The sequence below is a fragment of the Monashia sp. HAY1-11D genome (assembly GCF_056868035.1).
Window position 1 is genome coordinate 949,132 of record NZ_CP200320.1, and the last position, 17,328, is coordinate 966,459.

The following is a 17,328-nucleotide window of genomic DNA, read 5'->3' on the forward strand; positions in this document are numbered from 1 at the left end:
CGCCCACTGACGGGACTGCTCACGTGCTGCTGCTCGACGACCACTGGACCTGGGACTTCTGGACCGCCGTTGACGGCCCGGACACCCACCTCTACTTCCTCAAGGCGCCGCGGGCGCTCGGCGACCCCGACCTGCGGCACCGCAACGCCACGATCGGCCACGCGGTCTCCCGCGACCTGCGCGAGTGGACCGTCCTCGAGGACGCGCTCGCTCCGGGCGCACCCGGGGCGTGGGACGACCTCGCCACGTGGACCGGCAGCGTCGTGCCCGACGGTGACCGCTGGTGGATGTTCTACACCGGCATCGGTACCGACAGCGACGGCCTGCGGCAGCGGATCGGCCGCGCCCACAGCACCGACCTCGCGTCCTGGACCAAGGATCCCGGCTTCGTCCTCGACGCCCCGGACATGTTCGAGCAGCTGGACCCGTCGGTCTGGCCGGATCTCTGCTGGCGCGACCCGTGCGTCTTCGCCGACCCCGAGCACGGCGGTTGGGCGATGCTCGTGACGGCACGCGTGCCGACGGGCCCGGCCGATGCCCGGGGTGTCGTGGCGCTGCTGCGCTCGAACGACCTCCGCACCTGGACGCCGATCGGGCCCGTCACACCGCTCGGCGACTGGGGCCATCTGGAGGTTCCGCAGGTGGTCGAGGTCGGCGGCCGGCAGCGCCTCGTCTGCTGTGCCTATGCGGACTGCACGAGCGCGGAGCGACAGGCACGGGTCGGTGCCGTGACCGGCACGCACTACTTCGTGGGCGACAGCCCCACCGGCCCGTTCGCCCCCGAGTCGGACGACCTCTTCGCCGCCGACGAGGCGGGCTCGCTCTACGCGGGAAAGATCGTCACCGACCCGATGACCGGTGGCCCTGCGCTGCTGGCCTTCCTCCAGTTCGACGGCGACGGCCGGTTCGTCGGTGGTCTCAGCGACCCTGTCCCGATCGACGTCCTGCCGGACGGATCCTTGAGGCTCCGACAGTCGCCGGAGAGCGTGGTGCAGGCGGCCTGCACCCTGTTGCGCTAGCGAGGGCCGGCCACCCGGCGCACCGAAGCAGCCGGAGAGGGCATCGGGCGTTGCACGCGTCGCTTGCGCTGGTGCTGCTCGTGGCGAAGGCTGTGCACGGGGGCTGGTCGACGTGGAGAGAGCGCATGCGGATCCTGTTCAGCGCGTGGCCCGGGTACGGGCACCTGTTGCCGATGGTGCCGCTCGTCGGTGCGGCGCAGCGGGCCGGTCACGACGTGGTCGTGGCGACCGGGCCCGACCTCGTGCCATACGCGTCGAGCCTCGGCGTGGCGACCGTGACCGCGGGTCCCACTGCGGCCGAGTCCTACTCCCGCCTGCCGAGCGACGTGCTGATCAGCCGACTGCCGGCCTCGGAGCAGACCGCCTTCGCAGGAGAGCACCTCTTCGGGGCGGCCGGCGTGGTGCGGGCACGTGACCTGGCGGCGTTCTTCGCGACCTGGATGCCGGACCTCGTCGTGCACGACCCGCTCGAGCTGGGCGCTGCGGCGGTGGCCGCCGACACCGGGACGGCTCAGGTCACCCACGGCTACGGACCCATGCTCGCCGTGAACGAGGACATGATCCGCGTCATCGGCTCGACGCTGGGCAGGGCCATGGGCGTCGATCCGGGGGAACGGGTGTTCGCGGCGCCCTACCTGGACATCTGTCCCCCCGGCATGCGGACACGAGGTCAGGTGGCCTGGAACGACGTTCGTTCGCTGCGCCCCTGGGCCGGGCCGCCTGGGGACGGCTCGGTCGCCGGGGCGATCGCCGCCCTGCCGTACCCGGACACGGTCTACCTCACCCTCGGCACGGTCATGAACCAAGCCCTCGACGTGTTCCGAGCCGTGCTGGACGCGGCCGAGGACGTCGCGGTCAACGTCGTGACGACGACGGGACCCGGCCTCGACCCGGAGGCGATCGGCCCGCTCCCGAGGTCTGCCCTCGTGTACCCGTTCCTGCCGCAGGCGGATGTGCTGCCCTCCTGCTCGGCCGTCGTCTCCCACGCCGGCGCCGGCACGATGCTCGGAGCGCTCTGCTTCGGGCTGCCCCAGCTGTGCCTGCCCCAGAGCACCGACCAACCGCTCAACGCGGCCAGCCTGGTCGCCACCGGCGCCGGGCTCTCCCTGTCGCCGGACGAGACACACAGCGCGACGGTCGCCGCCGCGCTGCGCACGCTGCTGCACGACGCGTCGTACCGGGAGGCAGCGGCGCGGCTGCGCACCGCGATCGAGGCCCTCCCCCACCCCGACGCCGTGGTCGACGAGCTCACGGCCTGGGCCCGTTCGTCAGCGTGGTAGGGGCGGCGACCGGGGTGCATATGGTGCCCGGGCCCGCTCTCAGCGGACGAGCGGATAGACCGTCGTGTCGTCGCCGACCACGTGCAAGGACTCACCTCGCGGTTCGGAGACCAGACCCAGCACCCCACTGGGGCAGGCGATCTCGATCGTCTGGGCGTCCAGGAGCACACGGACGTCCCCGCCCGCGAACGGCATGTCCCAGCGCCGTCCGCCCGCCCGAGCGACGAGCATCCCGTCACCGACCTGGAGGCCGACGACCTCCTCACCCGCGCTGGTCACGACCAGGCTCGCGCCCTCCCGAGGTGACCACGTGACGTCGGCCGCGAGCCCGGGGACGAACCCACCCGGCACGGCAGCGGCCCGGTACCGTTCCACGTCCGGGTGGGGCGTCGCGGTGAGCCGGTCGCCCTCGACCCCGAGGACGTACGGGACGCTGTGGGCGCTCGCCCAGCCGGCTTCGGCATCCTCGACCCCGCGCATCCAGAACAGGAGGCAGGGCCGGCCGTCGGCGTCACGGAAGAAGGACGGCGCGTAGTAGCTGGGTCCGTACGTGAGACGGCCCCACGTCTTGGCGTCGAACTGCCCCGCCCCGTAGCTGCCCAGCGCATAGCCGGCGTAGTGCAGCACGTCGGCGTCCCACACCGAGGACACCATGGCATGGACACCGTCGACCTCGATGACCTGCGGGCACTCCCACAGGGCACCGAGCCAGACCGGGTCCCGCTCGTCCGTCGACCGCTCCAGGGCAACACCCTCGTAGGTCCAGGTCTCCAGGTCGTCGGAGCGGTAGCTGAGGGCCATGGCCGTCCCGTCGGCCGTTCCTGCGCCGACGAACATGCGCCACGCGTCGGGGTCACGCACGATGAACGGGTCTCGGTAGGCGATGAGCTCGAGGTCCGTGGGGGCGTCGACGACGATGCCTCCCTTCTGCCACGAGACCCAGTCCGGACCGGTGGGCGTGGCGACCCGGATGCGGCCGATCCCGAAGTCCGGCACCGTCGTCGCCGTGTAGAAGATGCGTGCCGTCCCGTCGGGCCCGGTGACGAGCGAGCCCGTCCAGATACCGTCGTCGCCGTCGCCGGGCGCGATGGCGACCGGTAGGGGCTTGAGGGACAAGAGGTCCGGCCCCACCGCATGGCCCCAGTGACAGGTCGGCGCCCACACGGTGCTCCCGGGGACGTACTGGTAGAAGGAGTGGTAGAGGCCGTCACGGACCGTGATGCCGTGGGGGTCGTTGATCCAACCCTGTTCGGCGGTGAAGTGGAAGCGGGGCCTCATCGCTGCTCTCCTGCGTCGTAGCGGGCACGGACGGCCCGGGCGATGGCCACGTTGCTCTTCTCCCACTCGTCCACCTGGCTGCGTCGCGCCTCGCGGAGTGCATCCCGTCTGGCGACGAAGTCGGCCATGCGCCGCGCAGCCGTCTCCCTGGCCCGACGCTGTTCGTCGGTCAGCTCCGGCAGCGGAGTCTCGATGACGCGATCCATGGGCCGCAGCGGCAGACGCTGCTCCACCGGCGGGAGGTCGAGCGCCGGCGACGGAAGCGTCTGGTACCAGTAGGCCGTCGAGGACCAGTCGTCCGACAGGTGGTTGCCGTGGCCGTGCTCGAAGGTGACCCGGATGCGCCTGTCGAACCGGATGGGGTCGACCATGTGGAAGCGGTAGCTGTGGTGGAAGCCCGGCACGTCCTCTTCGTGGACGATGGTCCCGTTGAACTGGAAGGCGTTCCGCTGCATGCCCCAGGCGTGACCGAAGTAGTCCTCCATCCCGGTGCCGTGCAGGCTCGGCGGCCACGAGTCGTCGTCGATGAAGATCATGTCGTCACCCTCACCCCACCACGATCCCTGGAAGTGACGGACGGCGAGGGTGCAGCCGACGTAGTGGCCGCGGCCCTCCGTCTCCAGCGCGACGTAGTTGTCCTTGCCGTCGAGGTTGGCCACGGTCGTCTCGATGCTGTTGGCCTGCAGGTCGGGCGCCCAGCCCCGGTTGGGCAGCGCCCTGCGCCAGTGCGCGTGGAAGTACAGGGTGTCGTCGGGCAGTGGCTCGGGGACGAGCTCGTAGTCGATGTAGAAGTACTGGAGGTAGGGGATGTCGTTCTGGTTCTCCACGACGATCCTCGCGCGCGTGCCGAACGGCATCCGGAAGTAGCTGTTGAAGGCAGCCGAGCCACCGAACGTGTGCAGCTCCGCCTCCTTGGCCGAGACCGACAGCGGTAGCGAGTCGTACGTCCCGGACAGCGAGTTCATGAGGCCGAAGAAGTCCCCGAGCGGTGCGACCACGCTGGGGGTCTCCTGGTCGTCCCAGTACATCTTGAGGACGACCTTGCGGTAGTAGTCCGGGTCCACGACCTCCCAGCTGACGCCGAGGGCGTTGTGGATCTCCAGCATCGGCACGCCGACGACGGCGGGGTCGATCTGTCCCGGACCGGGCTGGATGCGGCACGACTGGGTCATCCAGATGTGCGTGATGTAGCCGGGGCCCTCGAGGTCGGCCAGAGTCCTGGACTCTCCGGGCATGACGATCCAGTTGTCCTGGTTGCGCCCCGTCTGGTCGAAGCTCGACGCGCGAGCGGTCCGGGCTCGACGGGCCCGGGTGAGGTCGCCGAGCAGGCCGCCCGGTGGCTGGTGCTGGGTCACGGTGGTCCTTCCCTGAGCCGTCGGCCGCCGTGGGAAACGGCGCTCGATAGGCATCGAAACGTTTGCGTAGCCGTATGCTACGTCCCGCTCGATTCGGAGCGCAAGGATGCCCGAGAAAGCGCAGGTGAGACGCCCAGATACCCCGATCCGGCCGTAGGCCCTACACTTGCGCAAACGATGCACTGGAGAGGGAAGTCATGGCGACGATGGTGGAGGTGGCGCGACGCGCCAACGTGTCCGTGTCGACGGTGTCCCACGTCCTCAACGGGACACGGCACGTCGAGGGGGAGACGCGGCAGCGCGTGCTCGCCGCGATCGAGGCGACCGGCTACCGCCAGGACGCCCTGGCCCGGGCGTTGCGACGGGCCAAGACCGACAGCATCGGGCTGGTCGTCTCCGACGCCGGCGAGCCGGCCTTCGCCGCGATGGCCCATGGCGTCGAGCACGCAGCGGTCGAGCACGGGCTGACCCTCGTCCTCGCGAACTCCGCCGAGGACGCGGACCGGGAGCGGAAGGCCGTGCAGACGCTGCTCGACCGGCGCGTCGACGGCCTCATCCTGGCCCGGGCCGCCGAGTCGGACCCGGGCCTGATCGAGTCCCTCGAGACCGAGAAGCCACCGACGATCCTGCTCGACCGGATCTTCCCCATGCTCCCGTTCGACCAGGTCGGCGCCGACAACCGTGCCGCGATGCGGGAGCTGAGCCTGCGGCTCATCGACCGCGGCCACACACGCATGGCGATCGTGGCCGGCGACACCCGTGTCCCGACGCTCCACGAGCGGCTCGACGGGTTCACGAGCGCCCTCTTCGAGACCCGGCAGTCCATCCAGGACCAGCACATCCTCACCGGCACCGAAGACGACGGCGTCCGAGCCGGCCTCCGGACCGCCCTGACGTCCCAGCGCCCCACGGCGGTCATCGCGAGCAGCACGCCGCTGGCCGTGCTGGCACTCCGGACGCTCGCCGAGGAGGGTCTGCGCGTCCCGGACGACATCGCGTTCGCCACGTTCGACGGCTTCGACAACTCGGACCTGTTCCGCCCCCAGGTCACCACGGTGCGCCAACCCGCCTTCGACATGGGTGTCGCCGCCGTGCAGCTGCTCGTCGAACGCCTCAGGACGCCCGAGGCCAGCCCGCGGACGGTGCGGCTGCGCCAGCACATCGAGTGGCGTGAGTCGACGGAGGCCTGGGTACCGCAGGCCTGACCACGTTCCGGACGAGCGCCACGACATGACGCTTGACACCCTCGCGGAGCCGCTCTACCGTCGGACAAACGTTTCGCGCAAACGTTTCGCCGATTCTCGGCTCCACGTGATCCGTCACCCCGGGTGCGCACCCGTGGCACCCCACCTGAGGCGGCCGAAACCGCCTCGCTCATCGAAGGAGATGAAAGTGTCCATCTCGTCCCTCAGGATCGGGCCCACCAGACGCGTGGTCATCACGGCCGTGGCCGCCGCGACCCTCTCAGCCGGTCTGGGCGCCTGCTCATCCCACTCCGGCGGTGCCGACGCGTCCGGCAGGACGACGATCACGCTGTCGATGCAGAACCCCGACGTCAAGACGGCCGACCCCGCCACCTGGGCCATCGTCCAGGCGTTCGAGAAGGCCAACCCCACGGTCACCGTGCAGGTCACCGGCGAAGCCGTGGCCGAGCACCTGCAGAAGCTGTCGATCGCCGCCCAGAGCGACACGCTGCCCGACGTGTTCTGGGTCTACAAGGCCAACGCCGAGGAGATGGTCCAGGGCGAGAAGCTGCTCGACCTCGCCCCGGTCCTCAAGGAGCTCGGCCTCTCGGACAAGTTCCCCAAGAGCACGCTGACGAACTTCACCGCCGGACAGACCGTCTACGGAGTGCCCTACCAGGGCCTGCTCACCGGGCTGTGGGTGAACAAGAAGATCCTGGCCGACAACGGCATCAAGCAGCCCGAGTCGTTCGAGGACCTGCTCGCCGCAGCGAAGACCCTCAAGGCCAAGGGCGTCACGACGATCTCCAACGGTGCGAACCAGTCGGCCTTCAGTGTCTGGAGCTTCCTGACCGACCTCAGCCGCTTCGGCTACGCCGACAAGATCGACGGCATCCTCAAGGGCACCCAGAGCTACGACAACCCGGACTTCCTCCGGCTGTACCAGCACATCGCCGAGCTGCGCGACGCCGGCGCGTTCGCGTCCAACGTGTCGACCCAGACCTACCAGCAGGCCGTCGACCAGTTCACGAGCGGCAAGGCTGCCATGCTCGACGCGGGCGTCTGGGCCTCGAGTGCGATCCAGAAGTCGCCCGTGGCCGCGAACGTCGGCTTCTGGGCCGGCCCGAAGTTCTCCGACGGGGTCGGCGACCAGAACATCATCATGAACGTCGCCTCGGCGCCGCTCGTCGTCAGCGCCAAGGTCTCCGAGGACGAGGCGAAGCTCGCAGCCGTCAAGAAGTTCATCGCCTTCTACTACAGCGACGCCGCCCAGCAGCTCCTCGTCGACAACGGGCAGCCCCCGGTGACGACGTACCAGCCCAAGGTCGACGCCAAGTCCCAGAGCGCCTTGAAGGCTGCGCTCGACGCTGCAAGCGCCCCGGGCGTCACCAGCCCGGAGTCGCAGCCGGACCTGCTCGTGCCGACCGCTGTCGCGAACGCGATGTACGACAGCATCTACGGCGTGATCCAGAACCAGCTGACCCCCAAGCAGGCGCTCGAGCTCGTCGAGACGGCGATCAAGTCCAAGTGAGCCCGGTGTGGCCCCGGCTTGCGCCCGGGGCCACACCCCACCTTCAGAAAGCCACCTCTCGTGACCTGGATCAGCTCCCGCTGGAAGATCGCCCTGATGCTCGCGCCGGCGCTCGCCTTCTTCACGGTCTTCGTCGCCTATCCCGTCGGGTACTCCCTGGTCTTCAGCCTCACCAAGTTCCAGGGCTTCGGAAAGCCCTCCTTCATCGGGCTGGGCAACTACTCCTCGCTCCTCGACGACCCGTTCTTCTGGCGCGCCCTGCAGAACACGCTGATCATCCTCGTCGTGAGCATCGTCCTGCTCGTGCCCGGCTCGTTCGGGCTGGCGCTGCTGCTGCGACGCAGCGTCCGCGCCGGCGGAGCCCTGCGGGCCCTCGTCTTCGCGCCCGCCATCATCGCGCCCATCCTCGTGGGCCTCATCTGGGTCTTCCTCCTGGACCCGAAGATCGGCCTGCTCAACCGTCTGCTCGCTCGCATCGGCGTCGGTCCCGTGCAGTGGATCGGCGGCGACACCCTGACCCCGTACGCGGTGGCCCTGGTGTTCATCTGGAGCAGCGTCGGGTTCGCGATGACCATCTTCTACGCCGGGCGGCAGGTCCTGCCCGAGGACGTCATGGAGGCGAGCGAGCTCGACGGAGCCACCGGCTGGCAGCAGCTGCGCTACGTCACGGTGCCGATGATGCGTGAGACGTTCGCCATCGTCACGATCCTGATGATCACCAACGTCTTCAAGATCTTCGAGCTCGTCTACATGCTCACAGGTGGTGGTCCGGTGCACCGGTCCGAGACGCTCGTCAGCTACATGTACTTCCTCACCTTCACCAACCAGAAGTACGGCCTGGGCATGGCGCTGGCCGTGCTGATCACGGCCCTCGGCGCCATCGTCTCGGTCGCCTACCTCGTGGCATCCCGTGAGCGGAGGTCCTCATGAGCACCACCACCAGCCCGCGCCCCACCCGCGACCTCCGGAGGACCACCGTGGCCGACCCCCAGCCGGAGGCCGGCAGCGACGGACGCAGCCGGCGCCGCACCGCGGCCCTGATCGCTGGCGCCGGTGCCTACCTCGTCACGTTCCTCATCATCCTGCCGTTGCTGTGGATCGTCCTGCTGTCGTTCCAGCCGAGCGGCAACATCCTCGGCAACCCCTTCTCCCTGTCCGGGCTGACGCTGGACAACTACCTGGCGGTCCTCAGCTCCACACCGTTGCTGCGGATGTACGGCAACACGTTGCTCATCGCGACCGTCTCCGTGACCGTCGGCGCGGCGATCTCGTTCATGGCAGCCTTCGCCCTGACTCGGATGGTCTTCCGTCACAAGCGAGTCCAGTCCAGCCTTCGTTTCTACATCCTGGCGGGGCTCGCGGTGCCCGTGTACATCCTGCTGTTCCCCGTCTACCGCCTCGACCTCACCCTGGGCGTCTTCGGCTCCTACGCCGCGCTCATCCTGCCGTACGTCGCGGTGTCGGTGCCGTTCAACACCTTGCTGCTGACCGGCTTCCTGCGTGAGTTCCCCACCGAGCTCGAGGAGGCCGCCATCATCGACGGCGCCGGCCTGTGGCGGCTGTGCTGGACGGTGGTCCTGCCCCTGATGCGGCCGGTCATCGCGACGATCCTCATCTTCAACGTCGTGTACGTCTTCAACGAGTTCCCCTTCGCCTCGATCCTCATCAACGACCCCGACATGGTCACGGTGTCGCTGGCCGTGTCACGGTTCCAGGGCCAGTACACCGTCGACTACGGCGCGATGATGGCGGCCGCGACTCTCGTCCTGCTCCCCCAGCTCGTCATCTATGCCCTCTTCCAGAAGCAGGTCATCGCCGGCATGACCGTGGGCGCCGTCAAGGGCTGACCATCCCGGGCCTGGCGTCCCCGGCGCGGTTGCCGCTCGCTCCGGGACGAGCGGCACCCCGTGCTCGCGGACAGGTGGGCGTCGGCCGGGCGCACACCGGCACCAGGGACGGCCGATGACGCCACCTCCGCCCCAACCCGGGGTCCGGACAGCGACAGGGTCCCCGATGGGCCCGAGGCGTTCCTGCCCGCTCGCCGTACCGCCGTCAGCGCGCTGTTCGGCGGTGGAGTAGCTGCCGCGGCCGCCCTCACCGGATGCTCGTCACCACCCGCGGCGGACGTCCACCACCCGACGGGCCGGTCGGAGGCCCCGCGCACGCCCGAGTCGCCGTTCGAGCGGCAGGCCCGCGGCCTCGCGCCCCGGCGCGGTGGTTCGCTGCCGGTGTCAGACGGGCAGGAGGCGGAGCGAATCGAGGGTGCGCTGTTGGTCGACCAGGGCGCGAGGGGTGGTGTCCTGGAACCACGATCGCTCGATCACCACGCGCTCGCCGTGGACCATCACGATCCACAGCTCGACGAGCTCGTGCTGGGCCGCCATGGGGCGGTACGTCATCACCCCGCCGTTGTCACACCGGTCGGCCTGCGGGTCATCGAGCCGCGCCACCAGGTGAACACCGGACCCGCCGAACCGCGCGACGGGGGCAGCGGGTTCGATGACGGTGAAGGGATACCTCGACAGGATGGCCCGGGCGAGGTCGGCCGGCGTCGGCCCGGCCTCGGCCGGGGGACGTGCCTGGGCCTGGCACGGCCCGTACGGGAGCGCATCGAGCTCCATGACGCGGATGCCGGCGTCCTCCCGCAGGTAGGACGGCGCCTGGATCACGACCCCCTGCTCGAAGAGCCACCAGGTGTCGCCGGAGAGCGTGAGCTCCACGGCCAGATGCGAGTGTGGGGCAGCCGGATAGAGGTTGCCGGGCATTCGCAACCGGTAGGTCGCTCCCGGTCGGAGGGCGTTCAGGGTCCGGAAGGCGTACGCATCGCGCTCCACGACGTGCGGCGCCTCAGCCAACCGGTAGCTCCGGTCGACGGCGTGCGACCCGGGTGTCCCCTCGACCCTCGTGGCTGCCGTCGTGACCCGGCCCGGATCCGGGCCGGGCGGGCTCGTTCCTCCGCCCGGCGGACCGACGCACGCGGCTAGCCCGGCCGCGAGTGCGGCGGTGACCGACAGGCGCCAGACATCCAGGCCGCCGCGGCCGGGAGCTCGGGCTCGTCTCGACGCGGGCCGGTCCTGCCGGCAGGACACCGCGGTTGCTCGACGAGTCCGCTCAGTCCTCCATCCGGAAGCCGAGCTTCACCGTGACCTGCCAGTGGGCGATCGCCCCGTCGGCGAGCTGACCGCGCACGTCCTGGACCTCGAACCAGTCGAGGTTGCGCAGCGTGGTGTTCGCTTTCGCCACGGCGTTCGCCACCGCCGCCTCCACGCCGTCGGGAGAGGTGCCGACCACCTCGGAGATGGCATACACGTGATTGGCCATGCTTCTCGCCTCCAGTGCACGGTGCCCGGGCTCTCCGAGCCGCCACCCCACGGTAGTCCCAGGGCGGCATGCGGATGGGCCGGCCGGGATCGCGACGCCAGCGCTGACGCCGAGACACGGGCGGGACGGAGCCGGGGCGAGGTGGCCTGACCACACCACCGAACGCTGGAACTGTTGACAGTCAACGGCGACTCTCATATGGTCGACCATCGACCAGAGCGGATGCGACCGCTCACCCTGACACCAGGAGGACCCGTGGTTTTCGCACCGCCGACGTTCGTCACGTTCGACATGAACGGCACGCTGATCAAGTTCGCCATCAACGACGCGATGCGCCAGGTCCTCGGCGACCGGCTGCCGGCCGAGGTCGCCGACGAGTACCTGCGCATCTGCAAGGCCTACCGGATCGACGAGTGCACCGGCGCCTACCAGCCCTTCCACCAGATCGTGGCCCGCTCCATGGAGCGCGCCTCGCGCTGGGTCGGCCTGCCCTTCCGCGAGGAGGACGCCCGGGCCGTCTACGACATCGTCCCGACCTGGGGCCCCTACCCCGGGGTCACCGCGGCACTGAACCGGGTCGCCGAGGCGGTGCCGCTGGTCATCATCACCAACAGCGACACCCAGCACGCCGTGCGCCTGGCCGAGAACCTGCAGGCCCCGTTCGAGCTGGTCATCAGCGCCGAGGAGATGGGCACCTACAAGCCGCGCCTGGCCGCGTTCGAGTACCTGTTCGACAAGCTCGGCGTCACCCCCGCCGAGCTCGTGCACGTCTCCGCCAGCCCGATGTACGACCTGCGCACCGCGGCCGTCATGGGCATCCGGGACAAGGTCTACGTCGACCGCGGCTTCGAGCAGGACGAGCACTGGCTCGGCTACGAGCGGATCACCGACATCGCCGACCTGCCCGTCCTCTTCGGCCTGCCCCGCCCCTGACGCGGGCACCCAACAGCTAACCGCCCGACCATCGACACCAGACCGAAGGAACAGCTCATGCATCCGTACGTCCACGTATCCGCGGCCACGATCCTGGGAGAAGCTCGAGCCCAACGGACACCGAGCCGGCTTCGACTCGGGCGACCCCAGGACCTCCATCCTCACATTCGACACGGCGGTCAAGACGGGCGTCTGGGAGTGCCAGCCCGGCGGCTGGCAGTCGACCCGGGAGGACACCGAGGTGTGCTACATCGTGAGCGGGCGCGCGATCGTCACCGAGGGGGACACCGGCGCGAGCTACGAGATCTCGGCGGGCGACGTCATCGTGCAGCCCAAGGGATGGTCCGGCCGCTGGGACGTCGTCGAGACCATTCGCAAGGTGTACTGCCACGGGTTCGACTGAGGGTGGTTCGACAGCTGGGGCCATGGCAGTCCCGGCATTGATATGGTCGACAAACGACCAGAAAGGTGGCCACATGGACCTCAAGCTCGGCGGGCTGGAACGCAGGACGACCCCGGAGGGGATCTACCGGATGCTCCGCGCCGCCATCCTGGAGGGGCGCGTGCCACCCGGCGGACAGCTGCGCGAGAGGGACATCGCCGCGGACCTCGGGGTCAGCCGGTCGCCTCTTCGAGAGGCACTGACCAAGCTCGAGGAGGAGGGCCTGGTCGTGAAGTTCCCCTTCCGTGGCGCGTTCGTGGTGGAGGTGAGCGCCCACGAGGTGGCGGAGATCGCGTCGGTCCGGTTGCTGGTCGAGCCGTATGCCGGGGAGCTGGCCCTGGACGCGCTGCGCGGTCCCGAGCGGCCCAGGTTCACCCGGACGATCGAGGACCTGCGTCGGGCGGCGGCTGACGACGACGTCCCGGCCAGCATCGACGCCCACCTCCAGTTCCACAGTCTGTTCTACGACCTGTCGGGCCACGGCGTCCTCCGCAGCCTCTGGCACGGTTGGGAGACCAAGCTGCGCCTGTACTTCTCGGTGGACCATCGCTCCTACAGCGACCTGCACGCCATCGCGGACGAGCACGAGAGGCTCGCCGAGGTCGCTCTGCAGGGCGGCACGGACGCGTTCCGGCGGGCGCTGGCGGACCACTTCCCGTCAGCGCTCGCCGGCACGCGCGAGCCAGGAAACCCACCCCCTCCGGGCATGCTCGAGCACCGGGGCGCCGGCTTCTGACCGCGCCCTGACGCGCCTTCGAGTCGCGCCTCGGCGCCGGGACGGGCCGGCCCGGACGCCGCCGAACACTCCAGGAGCGGTCGGCCCCCTCGACGTCCGTCGGCTACTCGACGAGGACCACGCACAGCGTCCGCGGGCCGTGCACCCCCTCGACGCGGTCGAGCTCGATGTCGCTGGTTGCGCTGGGGCCGCTGACCCAGGTCAGGGGCCTGCCCGCCTCGACGCTGGGGCGCAGGGCAGCGACCGCCTCGGGGACGGTGCGCACGACCTGGTCCGCGCGGACGAGGCACACGTGCAGGTCAGGCAGGAGGCTCAGGCCGCGTCGACCCTGCCCCGGGCCGTGGTCGAGCACGATCGTCCCGGTCTCGGCGACGGCGACCGCCGCCGTCGTGACCACCGCGTCGACTCCCTCGACGTCGTGCACGTCCGCGACGTCGCGCTCGCGCAGCACGTGCCCGGGCAGTTCGGTGCCGAAGCCTTCGGGGATGACGACGGAGAACGCCTTCCCGAGTGACTCCCTGAGCACCTCCGCGAGCGCCGCCGCCACCCCCGTGGCCGGGCACCTGACGACCGTCGCCCGGTAGTCCTCCACGCGCTCGACGAACAGCTCGATCAGAGTCGGAGCGGCCGCCGCAGCAGCAGACGCGCCTGGGGGACGGCTGTCCGGCGAGTCCGTCCTGGGATGGTGGGTTCCTCTGGTGGACAAAGCCGTTCGCACTCGCTCGAGGATCTCGGCCCGGGCCGCACTGGTGTCCGGGAGACCGCTCTGCCGTGTCATCGCTCCTCCTCTCGCGTCGTGTCGCTCTCGCCCAGCTCACCGTCGCGAGTGCGTGCCCACCACTGCCGGAAAGTCTCGGTCGGCGGCACCGGTGCGTCGCGGGCCTCGCTCCACGCCGAGAGCGGCCACGGCAGCCGCGTGAGGCGGACGCGTCGGCCGAGCAGCCGGCCCGCTGTCGTCGCCGCACGCTGCGCCTTCTCCAGGCGCGTCGCCGTGGCGAACGTGAAGGCGCCCGCCTTCATGGCCGCAGCCTCCGGAGTCGGCACGCCACCTCGGTGGTCGTCGACGACCTTCGTGCGCAGGTGCACGAGGAGCTCCGGGATCTCGATGCGGACGGGGCAGGCGTCGAAGCACGCGCCGCACAGCGTCGAGGCGTAGGGCAGCGACTGCTCGAGGGCACCCTGCCGGCCGCGGAGCTGGGGACCGAGGACTGCGCCGATCGGGCCGGGGTAGACCGAGCCGTACGCGTGCCCGCCGACGCGCTCGTAGACCGGGCAGACGTTGAGGCAGGCCGAGCAGCGGATGCACCTGAGCGCCTGCCGGCCCACGACGTCCGCGAGCACGTTGGTGCGGCCGTTGTCGACGAGCACGACATGCACGTCCTGGGGTCCGTCGGGTCGCCCGTCCGTGCTCGTGACGCCGGTCCACATCGAGGTGTACGGGTTCATCCGCTCACCCGTGGACGAGCGCGGCAACAGCTCGAGGAAGACCGCCAGGTCGTCCCAGGTGGGGACGAGCTTCTCGATGCCGACGACGCTGATGAGGGTGTCGGGCAGGGTCAGGCACATGCGGCCGTTGCCCTCGGACTCGACGACGACGAGCGTGCCGGTCTCTGCGACAGCGAAGTTGGCCCCTGAGACGGCGACCTTGGCGCGCAGGAACTTCTCGCGCAGATGGAGCCGCGCTGCCTCGGCCAGCCGGGCGGGCTCGTCGGTGAGGTCGTGAGGCGCGGGACGCCCGACCCGGGCCATCTCGCGGCGGAAGATCTCACGCACCTCGGCGCGGTTGCGATGGATGGCCGGGACGAGGATGTGGCTCGGCAGGTCGTCGCCGAGCTGGACGATGAGCTCGGCGAGGTCGGTCTCCCAGGCGTGGACGCCGGCCGCCTCGAGGGCCTCGTTGAGGCCGATCTCCTGCGTGGCCATCGACTTGACCTTGACCACCTCGGGGGTCTCGTCGCCCAAGGTCCGGTCCTTCGCGATGGCCACGACGATGGCGTTGGCCTCAGCGGCGTCGCGGGCCCAGTGCACCGTGGCACCCGCCTCCGTGAGCCGCGCCTCGAGCTCGAGCAGGTACGTGTCGAGGTGGGCGAGAACACGGTCCTTGGCCGCAGCGCCCTTGACCCGCAAGGCCTCCCAGTCCTCGACCTCCCCGACGACGGCGGCCCGCTTGGTCCGGATCGTCGCCGTCGCGTGACCGAGGTTGCGTCGCAGCTGCGTGTCGGCCACGGCTGCCCGCGCGGCCTCCGGGAAGGCCGGCATGCCGACGAAGGTGCGGCTCATCGGACCCCCTCCGGCGCGAACGGCGCGTCCTCGGTCGAGGCAAGCACCTCGGCCAGGTGGAGCGTGCGCACCCCCGCCCGCTGCCGGGACAACAGGCCGCCGACGTGGGCGAGGCACGAGTTGTCGCCGGCGACGAGCACCTCGGCACCGGTCTCGCGCACGTGCCGGGCCTTGTCGGAACCCATGGCGACCGACACGTCCGGGTTCTTCATGGCGAAGGTCCCGCCGAAACCGCAGCACTCCTCCGCCCTCGGCAGCTCGACCAGGTCGATCCCCCGTACGGCCCGCAACAACCGCAGCGGCCGGTCGCCGACCCGGATCATCCGCAGCGAGTGGCACGTCGGGTGATACGTCACGCGGTGGGGGAAGTACGCGCCGACGTCGACGACGCCGAGCACGTCGACGAGGAACTCCGACAGCTCGTGCACCCGCGGCGTCAGCGAAGCGACCGCCCGTTCGAGCGCCACGTCACCTGCCCGCCGCGCCAGTCCGGCGTGCTGCTCGCGCACGGACCCGGTGCACGACCCCGACGGCACAACGACCGCATCGAAACCACCGAACACCTCGACGAAGGAACGGACGAGCGGCACCGACTCAGCGGCGTACCCGGTGTTGGTGAACATCTGGCCGCAGCACGTCTGGGCCGTCGGGAACTCGACCCGGCACCCGAGGCGCTCGAGCAGCGTCACCACCGCCGCCGGCGTCGAGGGCCACATCGTGTCGTTGAAGCACGTGGCGAACAGCGCGACTCTCACAACAGCACGCTACGGCCGTCGGGCCTGCGGAGGGGCCGAGGCACGAGATTGTCGGTGCGGCCGTGAGCTGTCATCATCCCGCGGGAGGCCGGGGTGCTCTCCGGCGGTCGACCACGCTCGACAAGGTGAGCGCCGTGACCGTGTCCCGGACGCCTGGCATCCTGGCGATGTCCTCCCAGACGCCGCGTACCCGTTCGAGGGAGCCCGCCTCCACGCGCACCATGATGTCGAAGTCGCCGCTGAGGATCTCGCAGATGACGACCTCGGGGATGCGCTTGAGCGCAGCCAGGACGTCTCCACCTCGCAGGCGGTCCTGGCGGTAGACGAGTACGACCGCCGAGACGGCATCGCCCGTTCCGTCGCCGGCCCGGACGATGGTGTAGCCGGCGATGTGACCTTGCCGTTCGAGTCGCTCGATGCGCTGGCGTACGGCGTTGCGCGACAGCAGCACCTGGCTGGCGAGCTCGGCGTAGGAGACCCGGGCGTTGCGGGTCAGCTCGGCAATGATCTTCTGGTCAATGGCGTCCACGGTGACCGCCTCCTCCGGGGCCGAGTTCGCGGTCAGGCAGAGGGCCTCCGGCCGCACCGGTGTGTCGTGTGCCTGCGCCACGCTCCGGGCCCTTCACGCACGCGGTCCACGACCACTGGCCCGGCTGCTGCGACACCGTGCGAAGGCTAGGGAGTTGCGGGGGCGGCCGTCCAGACCGCCACAGCACGACAAGACAGATTGCTCCTGGCCGACGAGTCCGCCAGACGAACGAGCGAGGCCGAGCGGCCTCAGAGCGCCGAATGGTCCGACGCGGATGTGCGCCGGCGGGGGCCTCCGCGAGTTCCACCTGCGGTCAAAGCGCCGGGAGGAGCGCACCAACGTGCCCTTGCAGGTCATCGGTTACTGCTGGACAAAAAGTGGCCGAAAGGGCGTCCTCGCCGGGCAAACGGCTGCATATGCGCTGGCCTATCACATGATCGCCCGGCTTTGCACCGTCGATCTGGACGTGCCTTCAGCAGCGGCCCTAGCGTTGTCAGGTCAGACCTTCCAGCGGATGCCGTCGAGCACCGCGGACGTCTGGAAGGAGACGGGGTCGAGCCGCGGCCACCCCATCGGGGTGAGCTGACCCGGCTCACGCTACGCAACCCTCGCCCTCCGCTGCCACACACGCCTCAGCAGGAGAATCATTGATGCACACACGTTTCCGGGCTGGCCTTGCGCTCGC

At 70.1% G+C, this 17,328-nt stretch carries 18 protein-coding genes; 10 read left to right on the forward strand and 8 right to left on the reverse strand.

Features of this window, described 5'->3' with window-relative positions:
* The first annotated feature begins 23 nt into the window (after positions 1–23).
* Both AC1VM9_RS04370 and AC1VM9_RS04375 read left to right on the forward strand, forming a co-directional pair.
* A complete protein-coding gene (locus tag AC1VM9_RS04370; RefSeq protein ID WP_483121404.1) occupies positions 24–1,019 on the forward strand; it encodes a glycosyl hydrolase family 32 in 996 nt (331 codons plus the stop codon).
* 125 nt (positions 1,020–1,144) lie between these two features.
* Complete coding sequence (locus AC1VM9_RS04375) at positions 1,145–2,299, forward strand: glycosyltransferase (RefSeq protein WP_483121406.1); 1,155 nt, start codon at positions 1,145–1,147, stop codon at positions 2,297–2,299.
* Positions 2,300–2,338: 39 nt separating this feature from the next.
* On the opposite strand, the gene AC1VM9_RS04380 is transcribed toward AC1VM9_RS04375, so the two are convergent.
* Together AC1VM9_RS04380 and AC1VM9_RS04385 are read right to left on the reverse strand one after the other, a co-directional pair.
* Complete coding sequence (locus tag AC1VM9_RS04380; protein WP_483121408.1) at positions 2,339–3,577, reverse strand: glycoside hydrolase family 32 protein; 1,239 nt, start codon at positions 3,575–3,577, stop codon at positions 2,339–2,341.
* A complete protein-coding gene (locus AC1VM9_RS04385; RefSeq protein ID WP_481343784.1) occupies positions 3,574–4,932 on the reverse strand; it encodes a glycoside hydrolase family 172 protein in 1,359 nt (452 codons plus the stop codon). Before AC1VM9_RS04385 ends, AC1VM9_RS04380 begins: the two co-directional genes overlap by 4 nt.
* A gap of 197 nt (positions 4,933–5,129) precedes the next feature.
* On the opposite strand from AC1VM9_RS04385, the gene AC1VM9_RS04390 reads away from it, so the two are divergent.
* From AC1VM9_RS04390 to AC1VM9_RS04405, 4 genes are all read left to right on the forward strand, one after another.
* Complete coding sequence (locus AC1VM9_RS04390; RefSeq protein ID WP_481346257.1) at positions 5,130–6,137, forward strand: LacI family DNA-binding transcriptional regulator; 1,008 nt, start codon at positions 5,130–5,132, stop codon at positions 6,135–6,137.
* A 187-nt stretch (positions 6,138–6,324) separates the two neighbouring features.
* Entirely contained in the window at positions 6,325–7,647 is a 1,323-nt protein-coding gene (locus tag AC1VM9_RS04395; protein ID WP_483121410.1) for an ABC transporter substrate-binding protein, read from the forward strand.
* A gap of 60 nt (positions 7,648–7,707) precedes the next feature.
* Positions 7,708–8,577: a carbohydrate ABC transporter permease gene (locus tag AC1VM9_RS04400; protein WP_483121412.1), complete on the forward strand. Its 870-nt coding sequence runs from the start codon at positions 7,708–7,710 to the stop codon at positions 8,575–8,577.
* Positions 8,574–9,494 carry a carbohydrate ABC transporter permease gene (locus AC1VM9_RS04405; protein WP_481343341.1) on the forward strand — a complete coding sequence of 307 codons (921 nt, stop codon included), beginning with the start codon at positions 8,574–8,576 and terminating at the stop codon, positions 9,492–9,494. Before AC1VM9_RS04400 ends, AC1VM9_RS04405 begins: the two co-directional genes overlap by 4 nt.
* A gap of 384 nt (positions 9,495–9,878) precedes the next feature.
* On the opposite strand, the gene AC1VM9_RS04410 is transcribed toward AC1VM9_RS04405, so the two are convergent.
* Both AC1VM9_RS04410 and AC1VM9_RS04415 read right to left on the reverse strand, forming a co-directional pair.
* Positions 9,879–10,367 (reverse strand): hypothetical protein, encoded by a 489-nt coding sequence (locus AC1VM9_RS04410; protein ID WP_481346254.1) that lies wholly within the window; start codon positions 10,365–10,367, stop codon positions 9,879–9,881.
* Positions 10,368–10,758: 391 nt separating this feature from the next.
* The gene (locus tag AC1VM9_RS04415; protein WP_481343343.1) at positions 10,759–10,968 is read right to left on the reverse strand and encodes a dodecin; all 210 of its coding nucleotides are present in this window, start codon (positions 10,966–10,968) and stop codon (positions 10,759–10,761) included.
* A gap of 255 nt (positions 10,969–11,223) precedes the next feature.
* Here AC1VM9_RS04415 and AC1VM9_RS04420 point away from each other — a divergent pair, with 255 nt between their 5' ends.
* The 3 genes from AC1VM9_RS04420 (at position 11,224) to AC1VM9_RS04430 (ending at position 13,079) form a co-directional block, all read left to right on the forward strand.
* Positions 11,224–11,901 carry a haloacid dehalogenase type II gene (locus AC1VM9_RS04420; RefSeq protein WP_483121415.1) on the forward strand — a complete coding sequence of 226 codons (678 nt, stop codon included), beginning with the start codon at positions 11,224–11,226 and terminating at the stop codon, positions 11,899–11,901.
* A 157-nt stretch (positions 11,902–12,058) separates the two neighbouring features.
* Positions 12,059–12,304 (forward strand): cupin domain-containing protein, encoded by a 246-nt coding sequence (locus AC1VM9_RS04425; protein ID WP_483123970.1) that lies wholly within the window; start codon positions 12,059–12,061, stop codon positions 12,302–12,304.
* 73 nt (positions 12,305–12,377) lie between these two features.
* Positions 12,378–13,079, forward strand: a complete 702-nt coding sequence (locus AC1VM9_RS04430) for a GntR family transcriptional regulator (protein ID WP_481343346.1) — start codon at positions 12,378–12,380, stop codon at positions 13,077–13,079.
* A 103-nt stretch (positions 13,080–13,182) separates the two neighbouring features.
* Here the strand turns inward: AC1VM9_RS04430 and AC1VM9_RS04435 are convergent, their stop codons facing one another.
* From AC1VM9_RS04435 to AC1VM9_RS04450, 4 genes are all read right to left on the reverse strand, one after another.
* Positions 13,183–13,671: a LutC/YkgG family protein gene (locus AC1VM9_RS04435; RefSeq protein WP_483121417.1), complete on the reverse strand. Its 489-nt coding sequence runs from the start codon at positions 13,669–13,671 to the stop codon at positions 13,183–13,185.
* A 182-nt stretch (positions 13,672–13,853) separates the two neighbouring features.
* Positions 13,854–15,359 (reverse strand): lactate utilization protein B, encoded by a 1,506-nt coding sequence (locus AC1VM9_RS04440; RefSeq protein WP_483121419.1) that lies wholly within the window; start codon positions 15,357–15,359, stop codon positions 13,854–13,856.
* Positions 15,356–16,114 carry a (Fe-S)-binding protein gene (locus AC1VM9_RS04445; protein WP_483121421.1) on the reverse strand — a complete coding sequence of 253 codons (759 nt, stop codon included), beginning with the start codon at positions 16,112–16,114 and terminating at the stop codon, positions 15,356–15,358. Before AC1VM9_RS04445 ends, AC1VM9_RS04440 begins: the two co-directional genes overlap by 4 nt.
* A 73-nt stretch (positions 16,115–16,187) precedes the next feature.
* Complete coding sequence (locus AC1VM9_RS04450) at positions 16,188–16,724, reverse strand: Lrp/AsnC family transcriptional regulator (protein ID WP_483121422.1); 537 nt, start codon at positions 16,722–16,724, stop codon at positions 16,188–16,190.
* 259 nt (positions 16,725–16,983) lie between these two features.
* Between AC1VM9_RS04450 and AC1VM9_RS04455 the strand changes: the two genes are divergently transcribed.
* Positions 16,984–17,229, forward strand: coding sequence for a hypothetical protein (locus AC1VM9_RS04455; RefSeq protein WP_481343351.1), 246 nt, complete (start codon positions 16,984–16,986; stop codon positions 17,227–17,229).
* Positions 17,230–17,328: the final 99 nt, after the last annotated feature.